Source organism: Pantoea sp. y20 (assembly GCF_054903455.1).
This window is the reverse complement of sequence record NZ_CM142816.1, coordinates 360,675-385,916: the sequence shown is the minus strand read 5'-3', so window position 1 is coordinate 385,916 and position 25,242 is coordinate 360,675. Positions and strand designations below refer to the sequence as shown.

Here is a 25,242-nt window from a genome sequence, read left to right as displayed (position 1 = left end):
TTATTCGTCGTCGTATTGCGGGCCAGCGTAGTTATCAAAGCGAGACCATTGGCCATTAAAGGTCAAGCGTACCGTACCGATCGGGCCGTTACGCTGCTTACCCAGGATGATCTCGGCGATGCCTTTAAGATCGCTGTTTTCGTGATACACCTCGTCACGGTAGATGAACATGATCAAGTCGGCATCCTGCTCGATCGAACCTGATTCACGCAGATCCGAGTTCACTGGGCGCTTATCCGCACGTTGTTCCAGTGAGCGGTTCAGCTGCGACAGCGCCACCACCGGCACATTCAGCTCTTTCGCCAGCGCTTTGAGCGAGCGCGAGATTTCAGCGATCTCCAGCGTACGGTTGTCCGACAGCGCAGGCACGCGCATCAGCTGCAGATAGTCGATCATGATCAGGCTCAACCCGCCGTTTTCGCGGAAGATGCGGCGCGCGCGTGAGCGCACTTCGGTGGGCGTCAGGCCAGAAGAGTCATCGATAAACATGTTCTTCTTCTCAAGCAAAATCCCCATAGTGGCGGAAATGCGCGCCCAATCTTCATCTTCCAGCTGACCGGTACGAATGCGCGTCTGATCCACGCGCGACAGCGACGCCAGCATACGCATCATCAGCTGCTCGCTGGGCATCTCCAGGCTGAAAATCAACACCGGCTTGTCCTGCAGCATCGCGGCGTTTTCGCACAAATTCATGGCGAAGGTGGTTTTACCCATCGAAGGACGCGCCGCGACGATGATCAGATCCGAGCCCTGTAAACCGGCGGTTTTTTTGTTCAAATCCTGATAGCCGGTATCGACGCCGGTGACGCCGTCGTGCGGCGTTGAGACCAGCGACTCAATGCGCGATACCGTGGCTTCCAGAATCTGCTCGATATTCTGCGGGCCCTGATCTTTATTAGCGCGCTGTTCAGCAATTTTGAAAACGTTCGATTCAGCAAAGTCGAGCAGATCTTCACTGCTCCGTCCTTGCGGATCGTAACCGGCATCGGCGATTTGGTTCGCCACAGAAATCATTTCGCGCACTACCGCACGTTCACGCACGATATCGGCATAAGCACCAATGTTCGCGGCACTTGGCGTATTTTTTGCCAGCTCGGCCAGATAGGCGAAGCCGCCGGCCATCTCTAATTCGCCTAGTGTTTCCAGCGATTCAGAGAGCGTAATCAGGTCGATCGGCTGGCCAGCTTCCAGCAAACGCTGCATTTCCGTGAAAATCAGACGGTGCGAGCGGTTGAAGAAATCACTGGCGACGACGCGTTCAGAAACGTTGTCCCAGCGCTGGTTATCCAGCATCAACCCACCGAGCACCGACTGCTCCGCTTCTATGGAATGCGGCGGCATTTTCACGCCTTCCAGCTGCCGATCGCGGGGTTCGTTCGATTTGTTGGTGGGTTTATTTCCTGCCATAGTGAATGCATTACCGATCGTGAAAGGGACGCGCAAGTATACCGTCCCAGGATGAACAATCACAGGAGTCAGAATGGCAAAGCGTATTCAGTTCAACCAACACGGCGGCCCAGATGTACTGCAATGGGTCGATTTCGAACTGGCCGATCCCGCCGAACATGAAGTGCAGGTGGAAAACAAGGCAATTGGCATTAACTACATTGATACCTACGTGCGCAGCGGCTTGTATCCGCAAAGCAGCTTCCCTTCCGGCCTGGGTACCGAAGCCGCCGGCGTGGTGAAGCGCGTCGGATCGGCGGTGACGCGGTTTAAGGCGGGCGATCGCGTGGTCTATTGCCAGGCCGCGCTGGGCGCCTACAGCGAAGTGCACAATGTGGCGGAAGATCGTCTGGTGATCCTGCCCGACAGCATCTCCTTTGAGCAAGGCGCGGCCTCTTTCCTCAAAGGTTTAACCGTGCAGTATCTGCTGCGCCAAACCTATAAAGTGAAAGCTGATGAAATCTTCCTGTTCCACGCCGCCGCGGGTGGCGTGGGTTTGATCGCCTGCCAATGGGCCAAAGCGCTCGGCGCACATCTGATTGGCACGGTGGGTTCCGCAGAGAAAGCGAAGATAGCTAAAGATGCCGGTGCTTGGGCGACAATTAACTATCGTGAAGAGAATATCGCGAAGCGCGTCAGCGAGTTGACCCATGGCGAGAAAGTGGCCGTGGTATATGACTCAGTGGGGAAAGATACCTGGGAACCATCGCTGGATAGCCTGCGTCGCCACGGATTAATGGTCAGCTTTGGTAATGCGTCGGGTCCGGTTACCGGCGTTGATCTCGGCATTCTCAACAAGAAGGGCTCGCTGTTCGTCACCCGACCTTCGCTGTTCGGTTACATCACCAACCGTGAAGAACTGGATACCGCCAGCAATGAGTTGTTCTCATTGATCGCCAGCCGCGCGATTCAGCTTAACGTGCCCGAGCAGCAGAAATTTGCCTTGAGTGACGCGGTGCGCGCGCATCAGGTGCTGGAGAGTCGCGCGACTCAGGGTTCCAGCCTGCTGATTCCCTGATCGCTAAATGCAAACGGGGCTTCCCGTAGGAAGCCCCTTTTTTTCTTTCTTTTTATAGTTCGCGCTGGTGTAGGGACAGCGGCGATGAATTCGTTTGAAACAACGCCAATCATCCTGACAGAAAACATAAGTAAAAAATATGTTTAAATGCGGAATAATGCTAAGCAATATCCGAGTCTGTGATCGTCACCGCAATTAGCGCCAGTCCCTTCTATCTAAGTCGCTGATTTTTCTTTTCAGCCTGCGCATCTTTGCCTCACCTGAAGGCGTGGTAAATGCCCGATAAAGCCAGACAGCGAGAACCGCCAATACCAGCCATGGCAACACTTTAATAACAATTGCCAGCAATCCGCCAAAGAACATCAAAGCGGTCGCCACCATCAATGCCGCAATAACGCCCAGCAACGAAACGCCGGTGAACAGCAGCATCAGAAAAAAGCCGATAACAAATAGAATTTCCACGAAGGCTCTCCTGTGAAAGTAACATCAGGAACATTACAAGATACGTGCCAGGTTATAAAAACAGCTAATTGATTGAAAGCAATGGACAAAGTTTAAATGAAGAAGCATTGAGGTGATGAAAAAAACTAATTCCAGGCGTAGAAATAACCATCTATAAAATTATGGTACTGGCTTTACGGTGCGCATGAAGGCGCACCGTACCAAATCGGAACGTTCCGGCATGCTAAACAGTGATTACATCACTTCCTGCGGGATCTTATCCGCTACCAGCGCTAACGCCGCTTCCAGCACGCGCACATCGGCGCCGGGTTTGTGGGCGTTTTCACTTAAATAGCGACGCCACTGGCGCGCACCCGGAATGCCCTGGAACAGGCCAAGCATATGGCGCGTCACATGGCCGAGGTACATACCTTTGGATAGTTCAGCTTCAATGTAAGGATACATCGAGCGCACCACCGCTACCGGATCGACGCGCGGCATATCGCGACCAAACAGCTCGCGGTCAACCTGCGCCAGAATGCCCGGATTCTGATAGGCTTCGCGCCCCATCATCACGCCATCCATATGCTGCAGATGCAGTTTGGCCTCTTCCAGCGTTTTGATGCCGCCATTAATCGCCATGGTCAGCGCCGGAAAATCGCGCTTCAGCTGGTAAACGCGGGGATAATCGAGCGGCGGAATCTCGCGATTCTCTTTCGGGCTTAAACCCGACAGCCACGCTTTGCGCGCGTGGATAATAAAGGTATCGCAGCCGCCCTGTTGCGCCACGGTGCCAATAAAATCACACAGGAATTCGTAGCTGTCCTGCTCATCAATACCGATGCGGGTTTTAACCGTCACCGGAATGCTCACCACATCACGCATCGCTTTAATGCAGTCGGCAACCAGCGCCGCATCGCCCATCAGGCAGGCGCCAAAACGTCCGTTCTGGACGCGATCGGATGGACAACCCACGTTGAGGTTGATCTCATCGTAGCCACGCTCTTCTGCCAGCTTAGCGCACTGCGCCAGCGCGGCGGGATCGCTGCCACCCAGCTGCAGCGCCAGCGGATGCTCTTCCTCGCTGTAGGCCAGATAGTCGCCTTTACCATGAATGATCGCGCCGGTCGTCACCATTTCGGTGTACAGCAGCGTGTCACCGCTCAGCTTACGGTGAAAATAACGACAGTGACGATCGGTCCAGTCGAGCATTGGGGCGATGGAAAAACGTTGCGAGGAGAAAGTATCGGTCATGAAACGCAGTAAATCCGCAGTAAGTAAGTGATGAGAAACTGCGCAATCATATCACAGCAAAACGGGCGGCACAGCCGCCCGTTATCAGACGGGTAATCAGAAGTTGAATCCGAGCTGCAGCATGGCACCTACGGTGTTGTCTTTACCTACAGAACCGGCCAGGTCCAGATGGACAGCATTGTTGAACGGTGACACACCCAAACCGGCGGTGAACACGTCAGTATCGGTCGACTTCAGATCGGCGCGATAGCCGGCACGCAGCGCCAGCCAATCCAGCACACGATATTCCGCACCTACGCCAGCATATTGGCTGGTGTCTTCCGACTTGAAGCGCTTGGTTTCAGTCAGATCAACATCCCCCGCCAGCGTAAACGGCCCGTTATTCCAGGAAAGCCCTGTAGTGACCAACGGACGAATTTGATAAGTATCGCGGTAACCGTTCACCTCTTTAGTATCGAGATCGCGCGAGATCAGGTTTTGTCCGGTCACGCCAAAGGTCCAGTTCTCACCGAAATCTGTTGCGACACCCGCATCCATGTTGAAACCGGTATCGCTGCTGCGGTAGCGGCTGCTGTTGATGTCGCTCTTGTCGTAGTTGTAGATACTCGCGGTGTAGTTATACAGCCAGGTTTTCTGCAGCTTTGGCGTCACGCCGACAGAAACCGGATGGCCGGCAATCGAGAACTCATGCGCGACTGACACACCATAATCGGTGACTAATGCCGCCAGGCCATTGGCGCTGGAGCGTAAGTTATTTTCATCACCCGGCACAGGCACTCTCGTGCCATTGGCAACCGCGCGCAGGTAGGCAATATCGCTATCTGCCACGTTGGCGCGCACAATCGCAGTGCCGTAAGCCTTGGTGATAAAGGCAAAAGGTAAGGTTTCATTCGGAACGGTGACGGCCACGGCCACGCCGGCTGTTGCGTGAGCTTTATTGCCACGCAGATCGCTGAGTTGGTTAGCCATATCGCCCGCGGCAGCCTTCAGCTGCGGGTAACCATTGAGGTAATCCTGAAAGGTTAGGTCATCGATCACGTCCTGATAACGATCAACGGTATCGGTAATGTCGTCAACGCGATCGATCAATTTGTCTTTATCGGTAACCTGTGCGCCGGCTGATGGCAGAATGATGCTGACGTTATCTTCAGGCTGCGCCTTGGTCATTAATGCTGGGTTAGCCAGCACCGCTGAACTCCAGGTGGAAGAGGCTACGCCGGTACCGCCCATTGCGTCGTTACGCGCGTCGTACCATGTACCTGCTGCCAGAGCTGAGGAAGAGAGAAATACTGCATTCAAACCAACAAGATAAGCTACTTTTTTGTGCCTGAATAATGTCTTCGCCATGAGCCTGCCATCACCTTTGAAATGTCGCTGAATCACTCACCGACTGAAAGTTTAGTTAGCCGCTATTCTGAACCCTGGCTAACGCTTCATTGCTGTGAATTAAAAGGAAATAGCACTGCTATTCGCAGAATTGGACGCTTCCACGCCATTCCGCTGTGTTTTTATGCAGAAAAATTAACAGTGAGTTAAATGAGACCAGAAATTACTTAAGACCTTTTGAACCATAGCCGCTAACCCGGTGAGTTGCAAAGCAAAATCCGTGCAGGCGTTGCGCTGCCTGGCCGGACGCATTTTGCAGACATAAGGGTTGCAGCAATATTGACGGAAAAATGGCGAAGGTAATCTATTGATTGGGGAGAATTTTCTTAGGGATTTTAAGGACAATAAGCAATCACAGCAGCGTAAAAATTTGTGTGATAAAATAACATCACCTGCAACCCGGAGAATGCTTATGTCAAACCTCACGCCAGAACAACTTCTTACCCAGGCTGAATCACTTTGCCTTGATCGCGGCGTGCGCCTGACCACTCAACGCGCCGAAGTGTTGCGCTTAATGGCAGAGCAGAACGGTTCGATAAGCGCTTACGATTTGCTGGATCAACTGCGTGTCAGTGAACCGCAAGCAAAACCGCCCACCATCTATCGCGCGCTGGATTTCCTGCTGGAACAGGGATTTATTCATCGCGTAGAGTCAAATAACAGTTACGTGGTTTGCCATCATTTTGATGAGCCAGCACATACTTCTGTAATGTTAGTGTGTGACGGTTGTGCGGCAGTTAGCGAAAAACATGCTCATGGCGTGGAAAAAACCATCGCTGCATTAGCGGATCAGGCGGGATTTTCTCTGCGACATACCGTGATTGAGGCACATGGCCTGTGTGAAAATTGCGCAGAGGTGGCGGCTTGTACGCACCATGAAAGCTGCGAGCATGACCATCAGCTCGAGGGTAAAAAGCGGGTAAGAAAATAGGGAGGCACATCCTTGTGCCGGGCCAATCACTACGCTAAATGATTGGCGGGTAGGAGCATCATCCGTGAAGTGAGATTACCAGCGGTAATCTTTATTGGTTGTTTCCCAATCTTTCACTTCTTTCTCGGCCTGGTCTTTACCATAGCCGTAGCGTTCCTGGATTTTACCAACCAGCTGATCGCGTTTACCTTCGATCACAGTGAAGTCGTCGTCGGTTAGCTTGCCCCACTTCTCTTTAAATTTGCCTTTGAACTGCTTCCAGTTTCCGCTCGCTTCGTCTTTGTTCATAATATTCCTCCACTACATCCTGAGTGAGATAGATATATTGCCTGCTTAGCTGGCGATATACCCAGACAACGCGCTACTCATATGCGCCGTATGAGGTAATTGTAGTAGCCGCTTCGCAGTTTGCAGGGAAATACAGATTAATCTGTAGGTTACGCTTCGCTTATTCAGGCGTTAAACCAGCTATCGCGCCGCCAGTGACCACGCCAAATGAGCCACAGCGTGAGTCCGCGTAACGCGAGGAATACCGTCACCGCCAGCCATAAACCGTGATTACCGAGCCACGGCAGCGTGAGCAGCGAGACACCGTAGCCGATCGCCGCCATCACCATGCTGTTGCGCATCTCACGCCCGCGCGTCGCGCCGATAAACATGCCGTCCAGCAGATAGCACCAGACGCCAACCAGCGGCAGAATCACTTGCCAAATCAGATAGCGGTCGGCCATCTCTCGTAGCGCTTCCAGTGACGTTAGCATCGCCACAATCTGCGGACCGGTGAATGCATAAATCAGCGCAAAGATCGCGGCGACGAAGCATGCCTGGCGACAAGCCGCATGCCAAATCAGCAATAGTCGGCTGCGATCTTTGGCCCCAACCGCTTCACCCGAACAGGCTTCAACCGCGTAGGCAAATCCATCCAGCGCGTATGCGGTGAAAGTGAGGAACATCAGCAGCACCGCATTGACTGCCACTACATCCGGCCCAATGCGTGCGCCAAGGATGGTGAGCGACGCGAAGCAGATTTGCAGCATCAAAGACCGCAGCATAATGTCGCGATTGAGGCGGAATAGCCGCGCCGCATCGCCGCGCCAGCTGCTTTTGAGTAAAGCAAAATGGATACCGCGCATCTTCAGCACCCGCGCCACCATCCACAGACCCACGCCCAGCGTGACATATTCTGCCAGCGCGGTAGCCGCCGCCGCTCCGGCGACACCCCAATGCAGTTTGAGCACGAACAGCAGATCCAGCAGGATATTCACCAGGTTGCCGATGATTAGCAGCACCATCGGTGCCCGCGCGTACTGCACGCCCAGCAGCCAGCCAAGAATCACCAAATTGGCCAAGGTTGCGGGCGCACTTAGCCAGCGAATCTCAATAAATATTTTCGCCTGTTGCTGCACTTCCGGGCTGCCACCCATTAACGCTGCCGCCAGGCTGCTGACCGGCGTTCGCAGCACCATAAACAGCGCACCAAAAACCAGCGCAATCAGTAGCGGTTGTGTTAAGGCGCGCGCCAGCGCCGTTTTGTCATTGGCGCCAAATGCCTGAGCGGTGAGTCCGGTGGTGCTCATGCGCAGGAACAGCAGGAGCATAAAGATGAAGCTGGTGGCGGTTGTGCCCACGGCGACGCCACCGAGGTAGATCGGGCTATCGAGATGACCAATAACGGCGGTATCCACTACACCCAGTAATGGGACGGTGATATTTGACAGGATCATCGGCAGCGCTAGCCGCCAGAGAGTTTTATCTGAAGAGGAAAACAGCTGCATTAGCCCATTCCGTTGTGTGCGGTAATCAGCGTAATGGCGCCAGAATGAGCCGCAGAAAGAGTCACAGAGAAGTAAAACAGCAGACTGCGGTCAGCGCAAACACGCACCGCCGCAGTTAAAGTGGATCAGAAACTGATCAGAGCCACTCGCCGTTGCGCACAATTCCGACAGCTAAACCTTCAACGGTTAGCGACTGCTCACGGGTATCCACGACAATCGGCTGAAAATCGGTGTTTTCCGGCAGCAGATGTACAATCGCACCCTGCTTTTTCCAGCGTTTCACTGTGACTTCATCATCAATGCGCGCCACGACAACCTGGCCGTTACGTACTTCCTGCGTTTTGTGTACCGCTAACAGATCGCCATCCATAATGCCGATATCTTTCATCGACATACCGCTCACGCGCAGCAGGAAATCGGCGCTCGGTTTAAAGAGGTTAGCATCCACCTGATAGTGGGCTTCGATGTGTTCTTGTGCCAGCAAAGGTTCACCGGCAGCGACGCGGCCAATCAGCGGCAGCCCTTCGCTCGGTTCTTCTTCCATCAGCAAACGAATCCCGCGCGATGCGCCGGAAACAATTTCAATTACGCCTTTACGCGCCAGCGCTTTCAGATGCTCTTCGGCAGCATTGGGCGAGCGGAAACCCAGTTGCGCAGCAATTTCCGCACGCGTTGGCGGCATGCCCGTCTGGTTAATATGGTCGCGAATCAGGTCATAGACCTGTTGCTGCCGTGCAGTTAACGCTTTCATCCCGCCCCCTGGTTGTTTATACAGTCGCTGTGAGTATATACAGGTATTCGCGAAATGAAAACCGTAACAGAGGGAAAAATCAGCGGTTTGATGAATCTGGAATCCCTATCTCAAATGCGTCCAGAGCAGCGCGATCCAGACGAACAGAGCCAGTAAGATAGTCAGCAATACGGCAGCCGATCCCATATCTTTGGCGCGGCCCGCGAGCGGATGTTGCTCCTGCCCGATGCGGTCGACCACCGCTTCGATAGCGCTATTAAGGATCTCAACGATGATAACCAGCACTACCGAGCCAATCATCAGGATGCGGGAAAGGGTATCTACATCCAGCCAGCAAGCCACGAGAATGGCCACCAGCGCGGCAATGGCTTCCTGCCGAAAAGCGGCTTCGTGCTGCCATGCGGCACGCAGGCCCTGCCAGGAATAACCGGCGGCTTTCACTATTCTTACTAAACCGGTGACGTTATTTGCCATGTCTATGGAACCCTTGAACTATTTTGACGTCAATGTGTGGGCAGTATGAGGCGGCAGAGCCACAGACCTTCGCTGCGCTTTCTGGTATGCTTGCCGCGCTTTGCTAACAAGAGGCTTAAAGTTGTCTATGTCAGGTTGGCGTAAACTCTATTACAAATTATTGAATTTACCACTCTCTATTTTGGTAAAAAGTAAGGTCATTCCGACCGATCCTATCTCTGAACATGGGATCGATCCGACACGTCCGGTGATGTATGTTTTGCCTTATGATTCAAAGGCTGACCTGCTCACACTGCGTGCTCAATGCCTGAAACATGATCTGCCCGATCCGCTGGCTCCGCTGGAGATCGATGGCACCCTGCTGCCGCGCCACGTGTTTATTCACGATGGCCCACGCGTAATTCCCTATTTCGTGGCCAATCCCGAATCGGTAAAGCTGTTCCACGATTATCTGGATTTGCACCGCAGCAACCCGCAACTCGATGTGCAAATGCTGCCGGTCGCGGTGATGTTTGGTCGTGCGCCGGGACGTGAAACCTCCGGTGAATCCACGCCGCATCTGCGCGTGCTCAATGGCGTGCAGAAGTTCTTCGCCATTTTGTGGCACGGCCGCGACAGCTTTGTTCGCTTCTCGCAAACCGTTTCGTTGCGCCAGATGGCGACCGAGCACGGCACCGATAAGTCGATTGCCCAAAAGCTGGCTCGCGTGGCGCGCATTCATTTTGCCCGCCAACGTCTGGCCGCGGTCGGCCCGCGTCTGCCTGCACGTCAGGATCTCTTCAACAAGCTGTTACAATCCAAAGCGATCGAAAAAGCAGTAGAAGATGAAGCGCGCAGCAAAAAGATTTCGCATGAGAAAGCCCAGCAGAACGCCATCGAAATGATGGAAGAAGTGGCGGCGGACTTCTCTTATGAAGCGATTAAAGTCACTGACCGCGTGATGGGCTGGCTGTGGAGCCGCCTGTATCAGGGCATCAACGTGCATGGCGGTGAGCGCGTGCGTCAGCTGGCGCAGGATGGTCATGAGATTGTCTATGTGCCCTGCCACCGTAGCCACATGGATTACCTGCTGCTCTCCTACGTGCTTTATCATCAAGGCCTGGTGCCGCCGCACATTGCTGCCGGTATTAACCTGAACTTCTGGCCAGCCGGCCCGATTTTCCGTCGTCTGGGCGCCTTCTTTATTCGTCGTACCTTTAAGGGCAACAAACTCTATTCCACCGTGTTCCGTGAATATCTTGGCGAGCTGTTTAGCCGGGGTTACTCCGTGGAATACTTTGTGGAAGGCGGACGTTCGCGTACCGGTCGTTTGCTGGATCCAAAAACCGGCACCCTATCAATGACGCTGCAGGCGATGCTGCGCGGCGGCAGTCGTCCAATCACCTTCGTGCCGATTTACATTGGCTACGAGCATGTGATGGAAGTGGGCACCTACGCCAAAGAGCTGCGGGGTGCGGCCAAAGAGAAAGAGAGTTTCCTGCAGATGGTGCGCGGTTTACGTAAGCTGCGCAATCTCGGCCAGGGCTACGTTAACTTCGGTGAACCCCTGCCGTTGATGAACTATCTGAACAAAAACGTGCCCGAATGGCGAGATGCGATTGATCCTATCGAACCGCAACGCCCAGCCTGGATGACGCCCGCCGTGAATGACATTGCGGCGAAGCTGATGGTGCGCATCAATGAAGCCGGTGCAGCCAACGCCATGAACCTGTGCGTCACCGCCCTACTGGCGTCACGTCAGCGTTCACTGACCCGCGAACAGCTGATCGAGCAGTTAGAGTGCTACACCCAGCTGCTGCGCAATGTGCCCTATTCGCCGGAAGCCACGGTGCCTGACATGAGCGCCGAAGCGCTGCTTGATCACGCCATGGGCATGAACAAGTTCGAGACCGAGCAAGACAGCATTGGCGACATCATCATTCTGCCGCGCGAGCAGGCGGTGCTGATGACCTACTATCGCAACAACATTCATCACATGTTGGTGATGCCATCGTTGATTGCCGCCATCGTGCAACAACATCGGGAAATCAGCGAAGCAGAGCTGCTGCGTCAGGTTAGCCTGGTATATCCGATGCTAAAGAGCGAGTTGTTCTTGCGCTGGGACAAGGCGGAGTTGCCTGCGCTACTTAACGCACTCTGTGCAGAGATGGCGCGTCAGGGCCTGATCACCTTGCAGGATGGTCAACTAAGAATGACGCCGGCACGTCACCGTTCGCTGCAACTGCTGGCGGCGGGTATTCGTGAGACGCTGCAACGCTTCGCGATTACCTTCGCTATCCTCAGCGCGAAACCGGCCATCAACCGTGGCACGCTGGAGAAAGAGAGCCGCACGCTGGCTCAACGCCTGTCTGTGCTGCACGGTATCAACGCACCAGAGTTCTTTGATAAAGCAGTGTTTACTGCGCTGGTCCTCACGCTGCGTGATGAAGGATATATCAGTGACAAAGGCGATGCCGATGCCGAACGCAGTCATATGATGTGGCAGATGCTGGCGGAACTGGTGACCAGCGACGTGCGTCTGACGATTGAAAGCGCGGTCACCCACGATTAACGCGGCGATAAGCTAATAAAAAGGCGCACTTCAGTGCGCCTTTTTTGTTTATAACAGATCCGCGAACGGCACGGTGCTGAGCAGAATGCCGAGAAACAGCACCATGCCCACATAGTTGTTATTCAGAAACGCCTGGAAGCAGGGATCGCGCTCGCGCTGGGCAATTAGCTTCTGCTGATGCACAAACAAGCCCGCAGCCAGCAGCAGCGACCAGTAAAACGCCCCATTCAGTTGAAGCATCATGCCCACCAGCGCCATCAAACCGAGCGTTGCCAGCTGCAGTAAACCAATAATCAGTTTGTCGTAACGGCCAAACAGAATCGCCGTTGATTTTACGCCGATCTTCAAGTCGTCATCGCGATCGACCATCGCGTACTGCGTGTCATAGGCCACCGTCCAGCAGATATTCGCCAGGAAAACCAGCCAGCAGACCAAAGGTAAGGACTCACTAACTGCCGCCCATCCCATGGGAATCGCCCAGCCAAACGCTGCGCCGAGCACCACCTGCGGCAGATGCGTGTAGCGCTTCATAAACGGATAAACCCACGCCAGCGCCAGGCCGCCAAACGACAGCAAAATGGTCATGGTGTTCATGGTCAACACCAGCATAAACGCCAGCAAACCGAGACCGGCAAACAGCAGCTTCGCCTCTTTCCCGGACACCGCGCCGCTGGCCAGCGGACGTGACGCCGTGCGCTTGACGTGACCATCGATTTTGCGGTCTGCGTAATCGTTGATAACGCAGCCGGCAGCACGCATCACGATAACGCCGAGCACAAACACCAGCAGCACCGGCAGCGGTGGAATCGCCATGCCGGAGAGCCACAGTGCCCACAGAGTTGGCCACAGCAGTAACACGGTGCCGATGGGTTTATCGATACGCATCAGGCGGCAGTAAGCCTGCCATTTGGTCATGGGTAAGGTGTTTTGCACAGTGGTTTTATCCTTGATCCAGCGCGCGATAGAGCGGCGACGCCGGTAAAAACAGTTCAGTTAACAGTAGCGGCTTGCCCGACAAACGCAGGCGGGAACGGCGTCCCCATAAATCGCCAACCTGACCGGGATCGATAAAATCGCGGCTCAGGGTAGATGAAGAGAACAGATAGCGGCCAAGCGGGCGCGTACCGAGCTGTTGCAGCATCTGCTCGGGGCCGTTCAGCGTGCTTTCTGGCACCACGGTGCGGCCAATCAGCCAGGGCTCGCCATCACCGCACAGCACAATTTCACGTAACCAGAAGCGCGGGTCGGCGGGCAAAAATTCCGCTTCCTCCGAGATCTCTTCAGCGCCAATAAACGCTTCGCGGATCAGTTTTACGGTCACTTGCTGGCAATGCTGCTCGAAGCGACGCGTCATGGAGTCTTCTTCCATTAACCAGTCAAGTAGCGGGGCAGAAAGCTTCGGTGAAGAGGCTGGCAGCCAGTGCAGTGCGCGTAACTGGCGCAGCGCGTCATGCGACATCAGGACATCTCCGGGAAAAAAGTTGCCCTAGTTTAGCGCAGAGGAGAATGCGTGGCACGGCTCGTTGTGCCACGCGATATTATTACTCGCGTTTCAGGCGGTTACTGTTCGCCAACCACAGCGTCACCACCAGAATCAAAATCGCCGCCGAGTAGTAGAGCGTATCGAACGGATTTTTATGGTCGACGATGATCAGGCGGATAATCGCCGTGATGCCGATGTAGATGAAGTAGCGCAGCGGGAAGTGATAGCCCGACTGAAAGTACTTCACAATCAACGCGATAAATTCGAAGTAGAGGAAATAGATAACGATGCCTTCAATCAGCAGATAGGAAGACGTCTGCTCGCCGGTGCTCAACAGCACGTTGGCCAGATGAATGGTTTCTTTACCGAGGAACACCACCAGAATAATGGCCAGAATGATCAGACCAATATTCAGCACCCACTGCAATGCTAAAGAGATGTACTGCCCAACCCCTGTTTTTATTGTCATTTTTGCGCCTCACGCTCTCAATTACTCACTGGCGCTATCATGCTGTAGTGTGATCAAAATCACAATATTTATACTTCGACATCCACGCACAGCGCGTCATAGCGCCAGAACTCGCAGTCGCAATCAATCACGCGCTTGTGCTGATCGCGATTGATGCGGGTAATCAACAATCCGGGCGTGCCGCTCGCCACGTTGAGCGCAGGCGCAGCGCGCACCGGCAGCGGTCCCGGCAAAATGGTAAAACGCGCGCCGCCGTAGCGAATGCCATAGCGCTGGTCATACAGATCGGTGAGTGAACGCGTCAGGTCTTCATCCAGCAATCCCGGAAAGAAGGCGGGATTGAGGTAATGCTCGACATACAACACGGCGCGGCCATCAATACGGCGCAAACGGCGAATGCGGTAAACCCGATCGCCCTCCAGCAGTTGCAGATGACGCGCGATGGCTAATTGCGCTGGCACTTCACGCGCCTCCAGCACTTCAGTGCTGGCAATACGGCCTTGCTCAGCGGCCATGGCGTGAAAATGGCTATGATGAGAGGGGTTGTAGACTAGCCGCGGCGGTGCGAGAAACCAGCCACGACGCAGTTCACGATAGATAATGCCTTGCGCTTCCAGCAAGCCCAGCGCCTCACGCAGCGTAATGCGCGTGGTGGAATAGTGTTCGCTTAAGCTGCGTTCGGCGGGCAAACGACCGCCGGCAAATTCACCGCTTTCAATGCGTTCCCGCAGCCCTGCTGCAATCACATCCGCCGTTTTCGACATCATTTTTCAGCCTCATTTTGGGGCAAATCTGCACTATGACAGTTCGATGACTACAATGTGACAGAGAACAACCCACGCTTTAGCGCGCTGTAACCGCATGTGGATCGTCGCGCCACACCCCGTTTCACCACCATGGTCATAAAACCTTCATCTATTCGGGCTACATTGGCTCGGTTCTTGCTGGACTAGACCAAGAAGTCCCACAACATATACCGGGAGCAATCGAGATGAAAGCGTTTATCGCCTCTGTAGTAGCCAGTGCCGTACTGCTTGCGCTGCCCGCCGCGCAAGCCGTAGATAATGACCTCGCCGCGTTAGAAAAAGCCGCGCGCGCCGAAGGTCAGGTCAACAGCGTCGGCATGCCAGATAGCTGGGCCAACTGGAAAGATACCTGGAGTGACCTCAACAGCAAATATGGCCTGAAGCACAGCGACACCGACATGTCCTCGGCGCAGGAACTGGCAAAATTTGCTGCAGAGAAAGAGAACGCCAGCGCCGATATCGGTGATGTGGGCGCTGCTTTCGGTCCGATTGCCGTCGCTAAAGGCGTGGCGCAACCGTATAAGCCAACGCATTGGGAGCAAATCCCGAGCTGGGCAAAAGATCAGGATGGCAACTGGATGCTGGCGTATACCGGCACCATCGCGTTCCTGGTGGATAAGCAGCAGGTCAAAGATGTACCGCACAGCTGGGCCGATCTGAAGAAAGGTAAGTATGTGGTCACTATCGGTGACGTCGGCACTGCGGCTCAGGCAGCGAACGGCGTGTTAGCGGCCAGCTATGCATTAGGCGGTGACGAGAAGAATGTGAAACCGGCGTTGAGCTTCTTCGGCGATCTGGCGAAAGAAGGCCGCCTTGGCGTGACCGATCCGGTGATTGCCAACATTGAGAAAGGCGAAATTCAGGTGGCGGTGGTGTGGGACTTTAACGGTCTGAACTACCGCGATCAGATCGACAAAAACCGCTACGAAGTGGTGATCCCTTCCGACGGTTCCGTCACTTCTGGCTACAGCACCATCATCAATAAATACGCCAAACATCCGAACGCCGCCAAGCTGGCGCGTGAATACATCTTGTCTGATGAAGGCCAGATCAACCTGGCGAAAGGCTATGCGCGCCCGATTCGTGCCGAGCATTTAACTCTGCCCGCCGACGTGCAGGCTAAGCTGCTGCCGCAGTCTGAGTATAAGAATGCCCGTCCAATCAAAGACCAGGCCGCGTGGGATAAAACTTCGAAAATGCTGCCGCGTCTGTGGCAAGAGAACGTCATCATTAATATGAAGCAGTAAGGAGCGAGGGATGAAAACGATCCTGGTGGTGTTGGATGGGCTGAGTAATCAGGTAGCGCAGCACGCAATGGGCTATCTGTTTGCTGAATGCGCGCAGGGCAACGGCCAATATTATACGCTGACTTGCGAACTGCCTTCGCTGTCGCGCCCGCTGTACGAATGCATTCTCACCGGTATTCCACCGGTGCGCAGCGGTATTATTCATAACGGCGTCAGCCGCTTGAGTAATCAGCGCAGCATCTTCCATTACGCGCGTGCCGCCGGTCTCACCACTGCAGCGGCCGCCTACCACTGGGTGAGTGAGCTCTACAATCAATCCCCGTTCAACGCAGCGCGCGACCGCCACACGGTCGCGCCCGATCTGCCGATTCAGTATGGGCATTTTTACTGGGACGACGGTTATCCGGATTCCCACCTGTTTGAAGATGCAGAAAGCCTGCGTTTGCGGCACGATCCCGACTTCCTGCTGATCCACCCGATGAACATTGACGATGCCGGACACAAGCACAGCCTGTCATCGCCGCAGTATCGCAACCGCGCGCGCATGGCCGATGGTTATCTGTCGCAGTGGATGCCGGACTGGCTGGCGGCTGGTTATCAGGTGATTGTCACCGCCGATCACGGCATGAACGATGACCGCTCGCACGGCGGCATTTTGCCAGAGGAGACGCAGGTGCCGCTGTTCGTGTTTGGCAAAGGTTTCTCGCTGCAGCCGGATCTCCAGCCGCAGCAGACCGAACTGTGTGGCATCGTGTGCACCTTGCTCGGCGTCGAACATGACAAACCGCTATGTCGCGCGTTACTGGCGGAGCCGCAGTAATGAAAGGCAAAACGCTCGCCGCGCTATTGCTGCTGCCGTTTGCGCTGTTCTGGGTGGCATTCCAGCTCGCGCCGCTGCTGTGGATTGCCATCAACAGCTTCTGGAGCGACATCAATGAGCGTTGGGGCTTCGACAACTACAGCGATATCCTCACCTCGCCGTTCTATTTGCAGGCGTTTCGCCTGTCGCTCGACATCTCCATCTGGTCGAGCATTTACGGCCTGCTGATCTCACTGGTTGCCGGATATTCGCTGCATCAGCTCGGCAGCGGCCGCTTTCAACGCTTTTTGATGTCATTCACCAACATGACCAGCAACTTCGCCGGCGTACCGCTGGCGTTTGCCTTTGTCATTCTGCTCGGTCTGAACGGTTGTCTGACGCTGCTGCTGCGCCATTACGGCGTGCTGGAAGGCTTCAAGCTGTTCTCGCGTGACGGCATGGTGCTGGTGTACACCTGGTTCCAAATCCCGCTCGGCATTTTGCTGCTCTATCCCGCGTTTGATGGCTTGCGACAGGATTGGCAAGAGTCCGCCGCGCTGCTGGGTGCGGGCCGCTGGCGCTATTGGTGGCACATCGGTTTGCCGATTCTGTTCCCGGCGCTGCTCGGTACTTTCGTGATTTTGCTGGCGAACGCGCTCGGCGCTTACGCCACCATTTACGCGCTCACTACCGGCAACTTTAACGTGGTGCCGGTGCGCATTGCCGCGCTGGTCTCTGGCGATATCTCGCTTGATCCCAACACCGGCGGCGCGCTGGCGATGTTGCTGGTGCTGATTATGGCGCTGATTACCGTGGTGCAGCAGTATCTGGTGCGCCGCAGCTATCTCAACGCCAAACCTTCCTGAGGAGCTACACGTGTCGCGCGCGGAAAAATTTTATCATCGCCTGATTGTCTGGCTGCTGCTGGCCATTTTAGCCGCGCCGCTGCTGGCGACGTTACTGTACGGCATTTCCACCAGCTGGAGCGACACCATCCTGCCGCAGGGCTTTACGCTGAAGTGGCTCAGCGCGCTGTGGAGCGATGCGCGTTTCCTGACCGCGCTCGGTCATTCGCTGCTGGTTTGCAGCGGTGCGCTGTTGTTCTCGCTGGTGCTGGTGCTGCCTGCCATGTTTGTGATCGCTTACTACTATCCGAAACTGGATGCGGTGATGAACGTGCTGATCCTGATGCCCTTCGCCGTACCGCCGGTGGTGTCGTCGGTCGGGCTGCTGCAACTCTATTCGTCGTCGCCGCTGATGCTGACCGGCACGCCGTGGATTTTGATCGGCTGCTACTTCACCATCGCCTTGCCGTTTATCTATCGCGCCATCTCCAACAATATGCAGGCCATCAACCTGAAAGAGCTGATTGATGCCGCGCAGCTGCTCGGTGCCAGCACCTGGCAGGCGGCGCTGTTTGTGGTGTTGCCGAACCTGCGCAAAGGGGTATTTATCGCGGTGCTGCTCTCCTTCTCCTTCCTGATTGGTGAGTTTGTCTTCGCCAATATGCTGGTCGGCACCCGCTATGAAACCTTGCAGGTTTATCTGTTTAACATGCGCAACGGCAGCGGCCACTTCACCAGCGCGCTGGTGATCTCCTATTTTGCCGTCGTCCTGCTGGTTACCTGGCTGGCGAATGCCCTCAATCCTGAACGAGGCTGACCATGAGTTATCTGAGCGTCACCCAGCTGAACAAAAGCTACGGTCCGACCACCATTTTTGAAAACATCGATTTCAGTGCCGAAGAAGGCGAGTTTGTTACGCTGCTCGGCCCCAGCGGCTGCGGCAAATCGACGCTGCTGCGCTGTATCGCCGGGTTAACCGAAGTGGATAGCGGCAAAGTATTGCTGCAAGGTCAGGATATCGTGCCGCTGCCGCCGCAGAAGCGCACCATCGGCATGGTGTTCCAGAGCTACGCGCTGTTCCCCAACATGACGGTTGAGAAGAACGTGGCGTTTGGCCTGAAGATGCAGAAACTGGCGAGCAGCGAGATTCAGAAACGCGTGATGGAGGTACTGGCGCTGGTGGAACTCACCGACTTCGCGCGGCGTTATCCGCATCAGCTCTCTGGCGGACAGTGTCAGCGCGTGGCGCTGGCGCGTTCGCTGGTGACGCGTCCACGCTTGCTGTTGCTGGATGAACCGCTGTCGGCGCTGGATGCGCGCATTCGTCGCCATCTGCGTGAACAGATCCGCAATATTCAGCGCGAGCTGAAACTCACTACCTTGTTTGTCACCCACGATCAGGAAGAGGCGTTGACCATGTCCGATCGCATCGTGCTGATGAATCGGGGAAAGATCGTGCAGAACGGCAACGCGGAAATGCTCTATACCCAACCGGCCGATCTGTTTGCCGCCGGGTTTATCGGCAACTACAACCTGCTGAGCGCCGAGCAGGCAACGCAGCTGACCGGACAGGCGTTTAGCGGTCAGGTAGCGATTCGCCCGGAGTCGATCCAGCTGTGCGCACCGCAGGCGGGCATTCCCGCCACCATCCTCAGCCACAGCTTGCTTGGCAACGTGATTCGCTATCGGGTGCGCGCGCAAAACGTGGAGCTTTCGATTGATGTACTCAACCGCAGCGTGGCAGATTTGCATCCCGCTGGTATGCAGATTGGGCTACAGTTAGAGATGTCGACGTTGCGCCAGGTTGCTTAATTTAAACGAAAAAAGGCGACACAACGCGGCGAAGGTTTTACCGGTTGTGCTCACCGTCAGGCTGGCAATCGGTGTGGTTTGAGCCTGACGGATGAGGAGCCTCTATACGTGTTAACTCTGCTTAATTTACTTTCTGCCGTTGCGCTGCTGGTGTGGGGCACACACATTGTGCGCACCGGCATCATGCGCGTTTACGGTGCCGATCTGCGTCGCGTACTCAGCCGCAGCGTTGAAAAAAAACCGATGGCGTTTCTTGCCGGCATTGGCGTCACGGCGCTGGTGCAGAGCAGTAACGCCACCACGCTGCTCGTTACCTCTTTTGTGGCGCAGAATCTGGTCAGTCTGACGCCCGCACTGGTGGTGGTGCTGGGCGCGGATGTCGGGACCGCGATCATGGCGCGTATCCTGACCTTCGATCTGTCGTGGCTGTCGCCGCTGTTTATCTTCTTTGGCGTGGTGTTCTTTCTCAGCCGCAAGCAAACGCGCATTGGGCAGTTAGGCCGCGCCAGTATTGGGCTTGGCCTGATTCTGCTGGCGCTGCAGCTGATTGTCGCGGCTGCCAAACCGATCACCCAGGCGGCGGGCGTTCAGGTACTGTTCTCAACACTGACCGGCGATGTGATGCTCGATGCACTGATTGGTGCGGTGTTCGCCATCATCAGTTACTCCAGCCTCGCGGCGGTCCTGATTACCGCAACGCTGACCGCTACCGGTGTCATCTCCTTCAAGGTGGCACTCTGTCTGGTGATTGGTGCCAACCTCGGCAGCGGCCTGCTGGCGATGATCAACGCCAGCGGCTCCAATGCAGCGGGCAAACGCGTCGCGCTCGGCAGCCTGCTGTTTAAGCTGATTGGCAGCATCGCCATTTTGCCGTTCGTCAATGTTGTCGCCGATGTGCTGGATAAGCTGCCAGTCAATGATGAAGAGCTGGTGATCTTCTTCCACGTCTTCTACAACCTGATTCGCTGTTTAGTCATGGTGCCGTTTGCCGATCCAATGGCGCGCCTGTGCCGCCGTATGATTGCCGATGATCCCGAAAACGAAGCCCATCTCAAACCCAAACACCTCGACAGCAGCGCGCTGGATACGCCAGCGTTAGCGCTGGCTAACGCCTCACGCGAAACACTGCGCATCGGTGATGTGGTCGAGCAGATGATTGAGTCATTCAATAAGGTGGTGCATGGCGACCTGCGCGAAGAGCGCGCGGTGCGGCGGCTGGATGATGATGTTGATGTGCTTTACACCGCGATCAAACTCTATCTGGCGCGTATGCCAAAAGAGGATTTGCCGGAGGATGATTCGCGCCGCTGGGCGGAGATCATTGAGATGGCGCTCAACCTGGAGCAGGCGGGCGACATTATCGAACGCATGTGCGCCGACGTAGCGGATAAGTCACTGACCGCGCGCCGTGCCTTCTCTGCCGAAGGACTGGAGGAGCTGCAAACCTTGCAGGAACAGGTGCTGTATAACCTGCGTCTGAGTTTGTCGGTGTTTTTGTCGCACGATGTCACCAGCGCCAAACGCCTGCGCCGATCCAAGCATCGCTTCCGCATCCTGATTCGCCGTTTCTCCCACGCGCACGTCGAGCGCTTGCATCTGCAGAATGTGCAAAGCATTGAGACAAGCTCGTTGCACCTTGGCTTGCTGGGCGATTTGAAGCGTTTAAATTCGCTGTTCTGCGCCGTGGCGTACACGGTTTTGGATCAGCCGGATGATGAGCGGGAAGAGGATTAAGAAGGTCAGAATCGCGCGATAAATCGCGCCGCTACAAATCCGCGTAATGGTCCGTAGCGGCGCAATGTATTGCGCTGGTTTTACATCACGACAGCAAACTGAACGCAATCATGCCAACAATCGCGCCGGTGGTGCCCAAAATGGTTTCCATCAGCGTCCATGTCTTCAGCGTTTCGGCTTCGGTGGCGCCGGTGAAGCGGCCAAACAGCCAGAAACCCGCATCATTCACATGACTGATAATGATCGAGCCGCCGCCGATACAGATCGACAGCGCGGCCAGCTGCGCGCCGCTGTAGTGCAGCGGTTCTATCACCGGCATCACTAAACCGACGGTGGTTAAACACGCCACGGTGGCCGAACCCTGAATCACGCGAATCGCGCCAGAAAGGATGAAGCATGCCAGCGCAATCGGCATACCTGCGCCGGTCAACGCATGTCCTAAAACCGGGCCAACGCCCGAATCCACCAGCACCTGCTTAAACACGCCGCCCGCACCAATCACCAGCAGAATAATGCCCGCCGGTTGCAGCGCGCTGCCGCACACTTGCATCACCTTCTCTTTATCCATGCCCTGACGATAAGCCAGGCCATAAATCGCCACCAGACAGGCCAGCAGAATCGCGGTGAACGGATGGCCGATAAACTCCAGCCACTCATACAGATGGGAACCCGGCGTGGTGAAGCGTGCGCCGATAGTTTTCAGGCCAACCAGCAGCAGCGGGAACAGAATCAGCGCCAGGCTAAAGCCAAACGACGGCAGTTTGCCCTCTTCCACTTCCGGCTGATGATCTTCCGGCGGTGCGCTAAAGCTGACGTGCCGCGCAATAAAGCTGCCAAACAGCGGACCGGCAATCAGCATGCCCGGAATCGCCGCGCACAGACCCAGCAGAATCATCCAGCCAAAGTCGGCGTGCATCTGCGCCGCCAGCAGCATCGGCGCGGGTCCCGGCAGCAGAAACGCGGCGGAGGCCGCAACACCGGCAAACAGCGGGATCACCAGCTTAACTAGATTGCCTTGGGTGCGACGCGCCACGGCGAACGCAATGCTGATCAGCAACACCACCGCCACTTCAAAGAACAGCGGCAACGCACAGATCAAGCCGGCGACGCCCATCGCATAGTGCGCGCGGCTTTCCCCAAAGTTTTTCAACATGCGAATGGCGATCTGATCGACGGCGCCGGTTTCATGCAGGATCTTGCCGAACATCGCGCCTAACGCCACCACAATGGCGAGAAAGCCGAGCGTTCCGCCCATGCCTTTTTCCATGGTTTGTGCGATTTTATCGAGCGGCATGCCGGAGAACAGACCGGCACCAATGGAGACTAACATCAGGGCAACAAAGGCGTGCATACGCGCTTTCATCACCAAAAACAGCAGCAGCAGGACAGAGCCTGCTGCGGTTAACACTAGCGTTGCGGTACTCATGACTAACCCTTGTTGATTGCACCCTCAATGGTCGCAACCGTGGCCGCAACTACCTCATCCAGTGAATGATTGATATCAACCACCAGTACATCGGGCTCATCCGCGCCGGGTTCCTGCAGCGTGGCGAACTGCGTCACCAGCATCTGCGGTTTGAAGAAGTGACCTTTACGCGCTTTCAGGCGGGATTCGATGGTTTCGAAATCGCCCTGCAGATAGATAAATTTCAGGTTCTCGTTGCCCTGACGCAGGATGTCGCGATAGGACTTTTTCAGTGCCGAACAGACGATGATGGAGATCTCCTGCGTGCGCTGCATGGCAAAGGCCGCATCATTCAGCGCCTGCAGCCACGGCTGGCGATCGTTGTCGTCCAGCGGATGGCCATCCGCCATTTTCATGATGTTGCTGCGCGGATGGAGGAAATCCCCATCGAGGAACGCAGTGTTTAACTGATGAGAGACCTGATTGGCGACGGCAGATTTTCCGCTGCCGGAAACGCCCATCAGGATAAAGACGTGGTGCGATGGAGATGGCGTTGTCATTGTTTTGCGCTCCGGCAGTGAATTCTGCCCAATGTTACCGATAACAAATCGAGCTGCCATTGTCAGAGCCCACTGAAAGGCTGGCAACCCTTCTCAGGTGGAAAAGCACGAAAGTGTGAACTGACTCAAATAATCGCCAAAATCAGATGCTGTCACCTTCGGAGATTTCAAAGCCAACATCCAGCGGTTGCGTTAGCGTGCGATCGCCGCCAATGCGCGCCAGCAGCATCGCTGCCGATTCCCGTCCCATACGCTCGCGCGGCGTTAACACCGTGGCGAGGCGCGGATTCACCACTTGCGTAATGTCGTGGCCGTGGAAACCGGCAATCGCCATCTGCTGCGGCACGCGTAATCCCTGACGCTGGCACTCAAACATCGCGCCTACCGCCAGGTCATCGTTGGTACAAAACAGGCTGTCAGTTTCCGGATAACGCTTTTGTGCCTCGCACAGCAGTTGCGCGCCGGCGCTGAAAGAGGAGGCATCTTCCATCATCACGCTGTGTGGCGTGAGCCCCGCTTCGCGCATCGCTTTTTCGTAGCCCTGCTGCTTCTGCAAGGTACGTTCATCAAGGCGTGCACCGAGATAAACCGTGTGGCGATGGCCTTTTTTCAGAATAGCATGCGTCATCTGCCGCGCGGCTTCGACGTTATCAAAGCCCACCGCCATATCGAGGCACGGCGTGACCGAATCCATCATTTCAATTACTGGAATGCCCGCGACTTCCAGCATGCGCAGCGTGCCCGGCGTATGGGTACGCTCGGTGAGGATCACGCCGTCGATGTTCCAGCCGAGCAGCGATCGCAGCTGTAACTCCTCTTTCTGCGCGTTGTAGCCAAAATGCGCCACCAGCGTTTGGTAACCCGCTTCGTCGGTAACGGCCTCAATGCCGCGCAATACGTCGGCGAAAACCTGGTTGGTTAAGGAAGGCAGCAGCACGCCGATAGCGCGACTGGTGGCGTTGGAGAGCATATCGGGGGCGCGATTGGGGATGTAACCGAGTTCGTCCAGCGCCACGGCGATTTTGTCGCGCAGCGCCGCAGAAACCTGATCGGGATTGCGCAGGTAGCGACTGACGGTCATTTTTGTGATGCCGACGCGATCGGCAACGTCCTGTAATACCGGCCTTTTCTTCTTCATCGTATGCGCCTGAAATCAGAGATACGACGAGTTTATCATTTTTTTGTCATGCACTGCTTTTGAGGAAAACCTGCGCGATCAATCGCGCCGCTACAAATACGTGCAGATATTGCAGCGGCGCCGTTCATTGCGCGACCTTTAAACCGGTGGCAAATCAAACAGCAGAATCTCTGCATCGCTGTCAGCTTTGATGCTCAGCGCACTTTCATCCCAAATCGCCAGCGCATCGCTGCTGCCAACCTGTTCGCCATTCACGCTCACCAGCCCTTTCACCACCTGAATCCACACGCGACGACCTGCTTCAACTGTCACTTCATCGCTTTCGCCCTCCGCAAAGACCCAGCGCGACAACGTCATGTCCTGAAACACCTTGAGCGATCCGTCACGTTCATCCGGCGTCAGCACAAACTGGCGGCCTTTAACATCATCGAAACGGCGCTGCGCGTAACGCGGCTCAATGCCTTTGCGCTCTGGAATGATCCAGATCTGATACAGGTGCAGCGGATCGGTGGCGCTGGCGTTGTACTCCGAATGTCGCACGCCGGTACCGGCGCTCATGATTTGGAACTCACCGCTCGGAATCTGCTCTTTATTGCCCATGCTGTCTTGATGTTCAACGGTGCCAGACAGCACATAGGTCAGGATTTCCATGTCTTTATGCGGATGGGTGCCGAAGCCCTGACCACCATCGATAACATCTTCGTTAATCACGCGCAGTGCCGAGAAGCCCATAAAGTTGGCATCGTGATAATCGGCGAAAGAAAAGGTGTGCCAGCTATCCAGCCAACCGTGATTAGCGTGACCGCGTTCTTCAGCTTTGCGTACATAAATCATGTTCAATTCTCCTCAATGTTTTTTACAGTTTGGTACTGCGAAGGATTGATTGATAGCTGAAAAAATTCATCTCTCTGTTCAAA

At 55.4% G+C, this 25,242-nt stretch carries 25 protein-coding genes; 9 read left to right on the top strand and 16 right to left on the bottom strand.

Annotated elements, in window-relative coordinates; all coding sequences use genetic code 11:
* Nucleotides 1-1,407, bottom strand: coding sequence for a replicative DNA helicase (dnaB, locus tag ACYAC5_RS01740; RefSeq protein WP_101763062.1), 1,407 nt, complete (start codon nucleotides 1,405-1,407; stop codon nucleotides 1-3).
* 73 nt (nucleotides 1,408-1,480) lie between these two features.
* On the opposite strand from dnaB, the gene ACYAC5_RS01735 reads away from it, so the two are divergent.
* Complete coding sequence (locus tag ACYAC5_RS01735) at nucleotides 1,481-2,464, top strand: quinone oxidoreductase (RefSeq protein WP_192412679.1); 984 nt, start codon at nucleotides 1,481-1,483, stop codon at nucleotides 2,462-2,464.
* Between the two features lie 195 nt (nucleotides 2,465-2,659).
* Here the strand turns inward: ACYAC5_RS01735 and pspG are convergent, their stop codons facing one another.
* The 3 genes from pspG to ACYAC5_RS01720 all read right to left on the bottom strand — a co-directional run bounded on the left by pspG (nucleotide 2,660) and on the right by ACYAC5_RS01720 (nucleotide 5,506).
* Nucleotides 2,660-2,926 carry an envelope stress response protein PspG gene (gene pspG, locus ACYAC5_RS01730; RefSeq protein ID WP_192412681.1) on the bottom strand — a complete coding sequence of 89 codons (267 nt, stop codon included), beginning with the start codon at nucleotides 2,924-2,926 and terminating at the stop codon, nucleotides 2,660-2,662.
* 234 nt (nucleotides 2,927-3,160) lie between these two features.
* Complete coding sequence (dusA, locus tag ACYAC5_RS01725; RefSeq protein ID WP_137384962.1) at nucleotides 3,161-4,159, bottom strand: tRNA dihydrouridine(20/20a) synthase DusA; 999 nt, start codon at nucleotides 4,157-4,159, stop codon at nucleotides 3,161-3,163.
* 96 nt (nucleotides 4,160-4,255) lie between these two features.
* Nucleotides 4,256-5,506 (bottom strand): conjugal transfer protein TraF, encoded by a 1,251-nt coding sequence (locus ACYAC5_RS01720; RefSeq protein ID WP_101763066.1) that lies wholly within the window; start codon nucleotides 5,504-5,506, stop codon nucleotides 4,256-4,258.
* Between the two features lie 451 nt (nucleotides 5,507-5,957).
* Here ACYAC5_RS01720 and zur point away from each other — a divergent pair, with 451 nt between their 5' ends.
* Entirely contained in the window at nucleotides 5,958-6,476 is a 519-nt protein-coding gene (gene zur, locus ACYAC5_RS01715; RefSeq protein ID WP_462062304.1) for a zinc uptake transcriptional repressor Zur, read from the top strand.
* A 75-nt stretch (nucleotides 6,477-6,551) separates the two neighbouring features.
* On the opposite strand, the gene ACYAC5_RS01710 is transcribed toward zur, so the two are convergent.
* The 4 genes from ACYAC5_RS01710 to ACYAC5_RS01695 all read right to left on the bottom strand — a co-directional run bounded on the left by ACYAC5_RS01710 (nucleotide 6,552) and on the right by ACYAC5_RS01695 (nucleotide 9,476).
* Nucleotides 6,552-6,764, bottom strand: coding sequence for a CsbD family protein (locus tag ACYAC5_RS01710; RefSeq protein WP_110868149.1), 213 nt, complete (start codon nucleotides 6,762-6,764; stop codon nucleotides 6,552-6,554).
* A gap of 164 nt (nucleotides 6,765-6,928) precedes the next feature.
* On the bottom strand, nucleotides 6,929-8,251 hold the full coding sequence (gene dinF / locus ACYAC5_RS01705) for an MATE family efflux transporter DinF (protein ID WP_462062303.1): 1,323 nt from the start codon (nucleotides 8,249-8,251) through the stop codon (nucleotides 6,929-6,931).
* 136 nt (nucleotides 8,252-8,387) lie between these two features.
* Nucleotides 8,388-9,002, bottom strand: coding sequence for a transcriptional repressor LexA (lexA, locus tag ACYAC5_RS01700; RefSeq protein WP_008109941.1), 615 nt, complete (start codon nucleotides 9,000-9,002; stop codon nucleotides 8,388-8,390).
* A 105-nt stretch (nucleotides 9,003-9,107) separates the two neighbouring features.
* Entirely contained in the window at nucleotides 9,108-9,476 is a 369-nt protein-coding gene (locus tag ACYAC5_RS01695; RefSeq protein ID WP_101763070.1) for a diacylglycerol kinase, read from the bottom strand.
* Between the two features lie 127 nt (nucleotides 9,477-9,603).
* Here ACYAC5_RS01695 and plsB point away from each other — a divergent pair, with 127 nt between their 5' ends.
* Nucleotides 9,604-12,027, top strand: a complete 2,424-nt coding sequence (plsB, locus tag ACYAC5_RS01690) for a glycerol-3-phosphate 1-O-acyltransferase PlsB (protein WP_110868147.1) — start codon at nucleotides 9,604-9,606, stop codon at nucleotides 12,025-12,027.
* A gap of 48 nt (nucleotides 12,028-12,075) precedes the next feature.
* Here the strand turns inward: plsB and ubiA are convergent, their stop codons facing one another.
* The 4 genes from ubiA to ACYAC5_RS01670 all read right to left on the bottom strand — a co-directional run bounded on the left by ubiA (nucleotide 12,076) and on the right by ACYAC5_RS01670 (nucleotide 14,746).
* Entirely contained in the window at nucleotides 12,076-12,960 is an 885-nt protein-coding gene (gene ubiA, locus ACYAC5_RS01685; protein WP_101763072.1) for a 4-hydroxybenzoate octaprenyltransferase, read from the bottom strand.
* Nucleotides 12,961-12,967: 7 nt separating this feature from the next.
* Nucleotides 12,968-13,486 carry a chorismate lyase gene (gene ubiC / locus ACYAC5_RS01680; protein ID WP_462062302.1) on the bottom strand — a complete coding sequence of 173 codons (519 nt, stop codon included), beginning with the start codon at nucleotides 13,484-13,486 and terminating at the stop codon, nucleotides 12,968-12,970.
* Nucleotides 13,487-13,568: 82 nt separating this feature from the next.
* Nucleotides 13,569-13,979, bottom strand: coding sequence for a phosphate-starvation-inducible protein PsiE (psiE, locus tag ACYAC5_RS01675; protein ID WP_061718383.1), 411 nt, complete (start codon nucleotides 13,977-13,979; stop codon nucleotides 13,569-13,571).
* Between the two features lie 68 nt (nucleotides 13,980-14,047).
* Nucleotides 14,048-14,746: a UTRA domain-containing protein gene (locus tag ACYAC5_RS01670; protein ID WP_101763074.1), complete on the bottom strand. Its 699-nt coding sequence runs from the start codon at nucleotides 14,744-14,746 to the stop codon at nucleotides 14,048-14,050.
* A 224-nt stretch (nucleotides 14,747-14,970) separates the two neighbouring features.
* On the opposite strand from ACYAC5_RS01670, the gene ACYAC5_RS01665 reads away from it, so the two are divergent.
* The 6 genes from ACYAC5_RS01665 (at nucleotide 14,971) to ACYAC5_RS01640 (ending at nucleotide 21,222) form a co-directional block, all read left to right on the top strand.
* Nucleotides 14,971-16,032, top strand: coding sequence for an ABC transporter substrate-binding protein (locus ACYAC5_RS01665; protein WP_277974398.1), 1,062 nt, complete (start codon nucleotides 14,971-14,973; stop codon nucleotides 16,030-16,032).
* A gap of 10 nt (nucleotides 16,033-16,042) precedes the next feature.
* The gene (locus ACYAC5_RS01660) at nucleotides 16,043-16,852 is read left to right on the top strand and encodes an alkaline phosphatase family protein (protein ID WP_192412697.1); all 810 of its coding nucleotides are present in this window, start codon (nucleotides 16,043-16,045) and stop codon (nucleotides 16,850-16,852) included.
* The gene (locus ACYAC5_RS01655; protein ID WP_101763077.1) at nucleotides 16,852-17,697 is read left to right on the top strand and encodes an ABC transporter permease; all 846 of its coding nucleotides are present in this window, start codon (nucleotides 16,852-16,854) and stop codon (nucleotides 17,695-17,697) included. The genes ACYAC5_RS01660 and ACYAC5_RS01655 overlap by 1 nt, the downstream gene beginning before the upstream one ends.
* 10 nt (nucleotides 17,698-17,707) lie before the next feature.
* The gene (locus ACYAC5_RS01650) at nucleotides 17,708-18,493 is read left to right on the top strand and encodes an ABC transporter permease (protein ID WP_462062300.1); all 786 of its coding nucleotides are present in this window, start codon (nucleotides 17,708-17,710) and stop codon (nucleotides 18,491-18,493) included.
* Nucleotides 18,494-18,495: 2 nt separating this feature from the next.
* Entirely contained in the window at nucleotides 18,496-19,488 is a 993-nt protein-coding gene (locus ACYAC5_RS01645) for an ABC transporter ATP-binding protein (RefSeq protein ID WP_280172338.1), read from the top strand.
* A 108-nt stretch (nucleotides 19,489-19,596) separates the two neighbouring features.
* The gene (locus ACYAC5_RS01640; RefSeq protein ID WP_222211738.1) at nucleotides 19,597-21,222 is read left to right on the top strand and encodes a Na/Pi cotransporter family protein; all 1,626 of its coding nucleotides are present in this window, start codon (nucleotides 19,597-19,599) and stop codon (nucleotides 21,220-21,222) included.
* A gap of 85 nt (nucleotides 21,223-21,307) precedes the next feature.
* Here ACYAC5_RS01640 and gntU read toward each other — a convergent pair whose 3' ends face one another.
* The 4 genes from gntU to ACYAC5_RS01620 form a co-directional block, all read right to left on the bottom strand.
* Nucleotides 21,308-22,648, bottom strand: a complete 1,341-nt coding sequence (gene gntU, locus ACYAC5_RS01635; RefSeq protein WP_462062299.1) for a gluconate transporter — start codon at nucleotides 22,646-22,648, stop codon at nucleotides 21,308-21,310.
* Between the two features lie 2 nt (nucleotides 22,649-22,650).
* On the bottom strand, nucleotides 22,651-23,187 hold the full coding sequence (gene gntK, locus ACYAC5_RS01630) for a gluconokinase (RefSeq protein WP_036621490.1): 537 nt from the start codon (nucleotides 23,185-23,187) through the stop codon (nucleotides 22,651-22,653).
* Nucleotides 23,188-23,329: 142 nt separating this feature from the next.
* Nucleotides 23,330-24,325, bottom strand: coding sequence for a gluconate operon transcriptional repressor GntR (gene gntR / locus ACYAC5_RS01625; RefSeq protein ID WP_101763082.1), 996 nt, complete (start codon nucleotides 24,323-24,325; stop codon nucleotides 23,330-23,332).
* A 138-nt stretch (nucleotides 24,326-24,463) separates the two neighbouring features.
* Nucleotides 24,464-25,159: a pirin family protein gene (locus ACYAC5_RS01620; protein WP_110868138.1), complete on the bottom strand. Its 696-nt coding sequence runs from the start codon at nucleotides 25,157-25,159 to the stop codon at nucleotides 24,464-24,466.
* Nucleotides 25,160-25,242: the final 83 nt, after the last annotated feature.

Coding starts and splice junctions, on each gene's coding strand:
- dnaB (WP_101763062.1), bottom strand. CDS start 1,407: ATGGCAGGAAATAAACCCACCAACAAATCGAACGAACCCCGCGATCGG.
- ACYAC5_RS01735 (WP_192412679.1), top strand. CDS start 1,481: ATGGCAAAGCGTATTCAGTTCAACCAACACGGCGGCCCAGATGTACTG.
- dusA (WP_137384962.1), bottom strand. CDS start 4,159: ATGACCGATACTTTCTCCTCGCAACGTTTTTCCATCGCCCCAATGCTC.
- ACYAC5_RS01720 (WP_101763066.1), bottom strand. CDS start 5,506: ATGGCGAAGACATTATTCAGGCACAAAAAAGTAGCTTATCTTGTTGGT.
- zur (WP_462062304.1), top strand. CDS start 5,958: ATGTCAAACCTCACGCCAGAACAACTTCTTACCCAGGCTGAATCACTT.
- ACYAC5_RS01710 (WP_110868149.1), bottom strand. CDS start 6,764: ATGAACAAAGACGAAGCGAGCGGAAACTGGAAGCAGTTCAAAGGCAAA.
- dinF (WP_462062303.1), bottom strand. CDS start 8,251: ATGCAGCTGTTTTCCTCTTCAGATAAAACTCTCTGGCGGCTAGCGCTG.
- lexA (WP_008109941.1), bottom strand. CDS start 9,002: ATGAAAGCGTTAACTGCACGGCAGCAACAGGTCTATGACCTGATTCGC.
- ACYAC5_RS01695 (WP_101763070.1), bottom strand. CDS start 9,476: ATGGCAAATAACGTCACCGGTTTAGTAAGAATAGTGAAAGCCGCCGGT.
- plsB (WP_110868147.1), top strand. CDS start 9,604: ATGTCAGGTTGGCGTAAACTCTATTACAAATTATTGAATTTACCACTC.
- ubiC (WP_462062302.1), bottom strand. CDS start 13,486: ATGTCGCATGACGCGCTGCGCCAGTTACGCGCACTGCACTGGCTGCCA.
- psiE (WP_061718383.1), bottom strand. CDS start 13,979: ATGACAATAAAAACAGGGGTTGGGCAGTACATCTCTTTAGCATTGCAG.
- ACYAC5_RS01670 (WP_101763074.1), bottom strand. CDS start 14,746: ATGATGTCGAAAACGGCGGATGTGATTGCAGCAGGGCTGCGGGAACGC.
- ACYAC5_RS01665 (WP_277974398.1), top strand. CDS start 14,971: ATGAAAGCGTTTATCGCCTCTGTAGTAGCCAGTGCCGTACTGCTTGCG.
- ACYAC5_RS01660 (WP_192412697.1), top strand. CDS start 16,043: ATGAAAACGATCCTGGTGGTGTTGGATGGGCTGAGTAATCAGGTAGCG.
- ACYAC5_RS01655 (WP_101763077.1), top strand. CDS start 16,852: ATGAAAGGCAAAACGCTCGCCGCGCTATTGCTGCTGCCGTTTGCGCTG.
- ACYAC5_RS01645 (WP_280172338.1), top strand. CDS start 18,496: ATGAGTTATCTGAGCGTCACCCAGCTGAACAAAAGCTACGGTCCGACC.
- gntU (WP_462062299.1), bottom strand. CDS start 22,648: ATGAGTACCGCAACGCTAGTGTTAACCGCAGCAGGCTCTGTCCTGCTG.
- gntK (WP_036621490.1), bottom strand. CDS start 23,187: ATGACAACGCCATCTCCATCGCACCACGTCTTTATCCTGATGGGCGTT.
- gntR (WP_101763082.1), bottom strand. CDS start 24,325: ATGAAGAAGAAAAGGCCGGTATTACAGGACGTTGCCGATCGCGTCGGC.
- ACYAC5_RS01620 (WP_110868138.1), bottom strand. CDS start 25,159: ATGATTTATGTACGCAAAGCTGAAGAACGCGGTCACGCTAATCACGGT.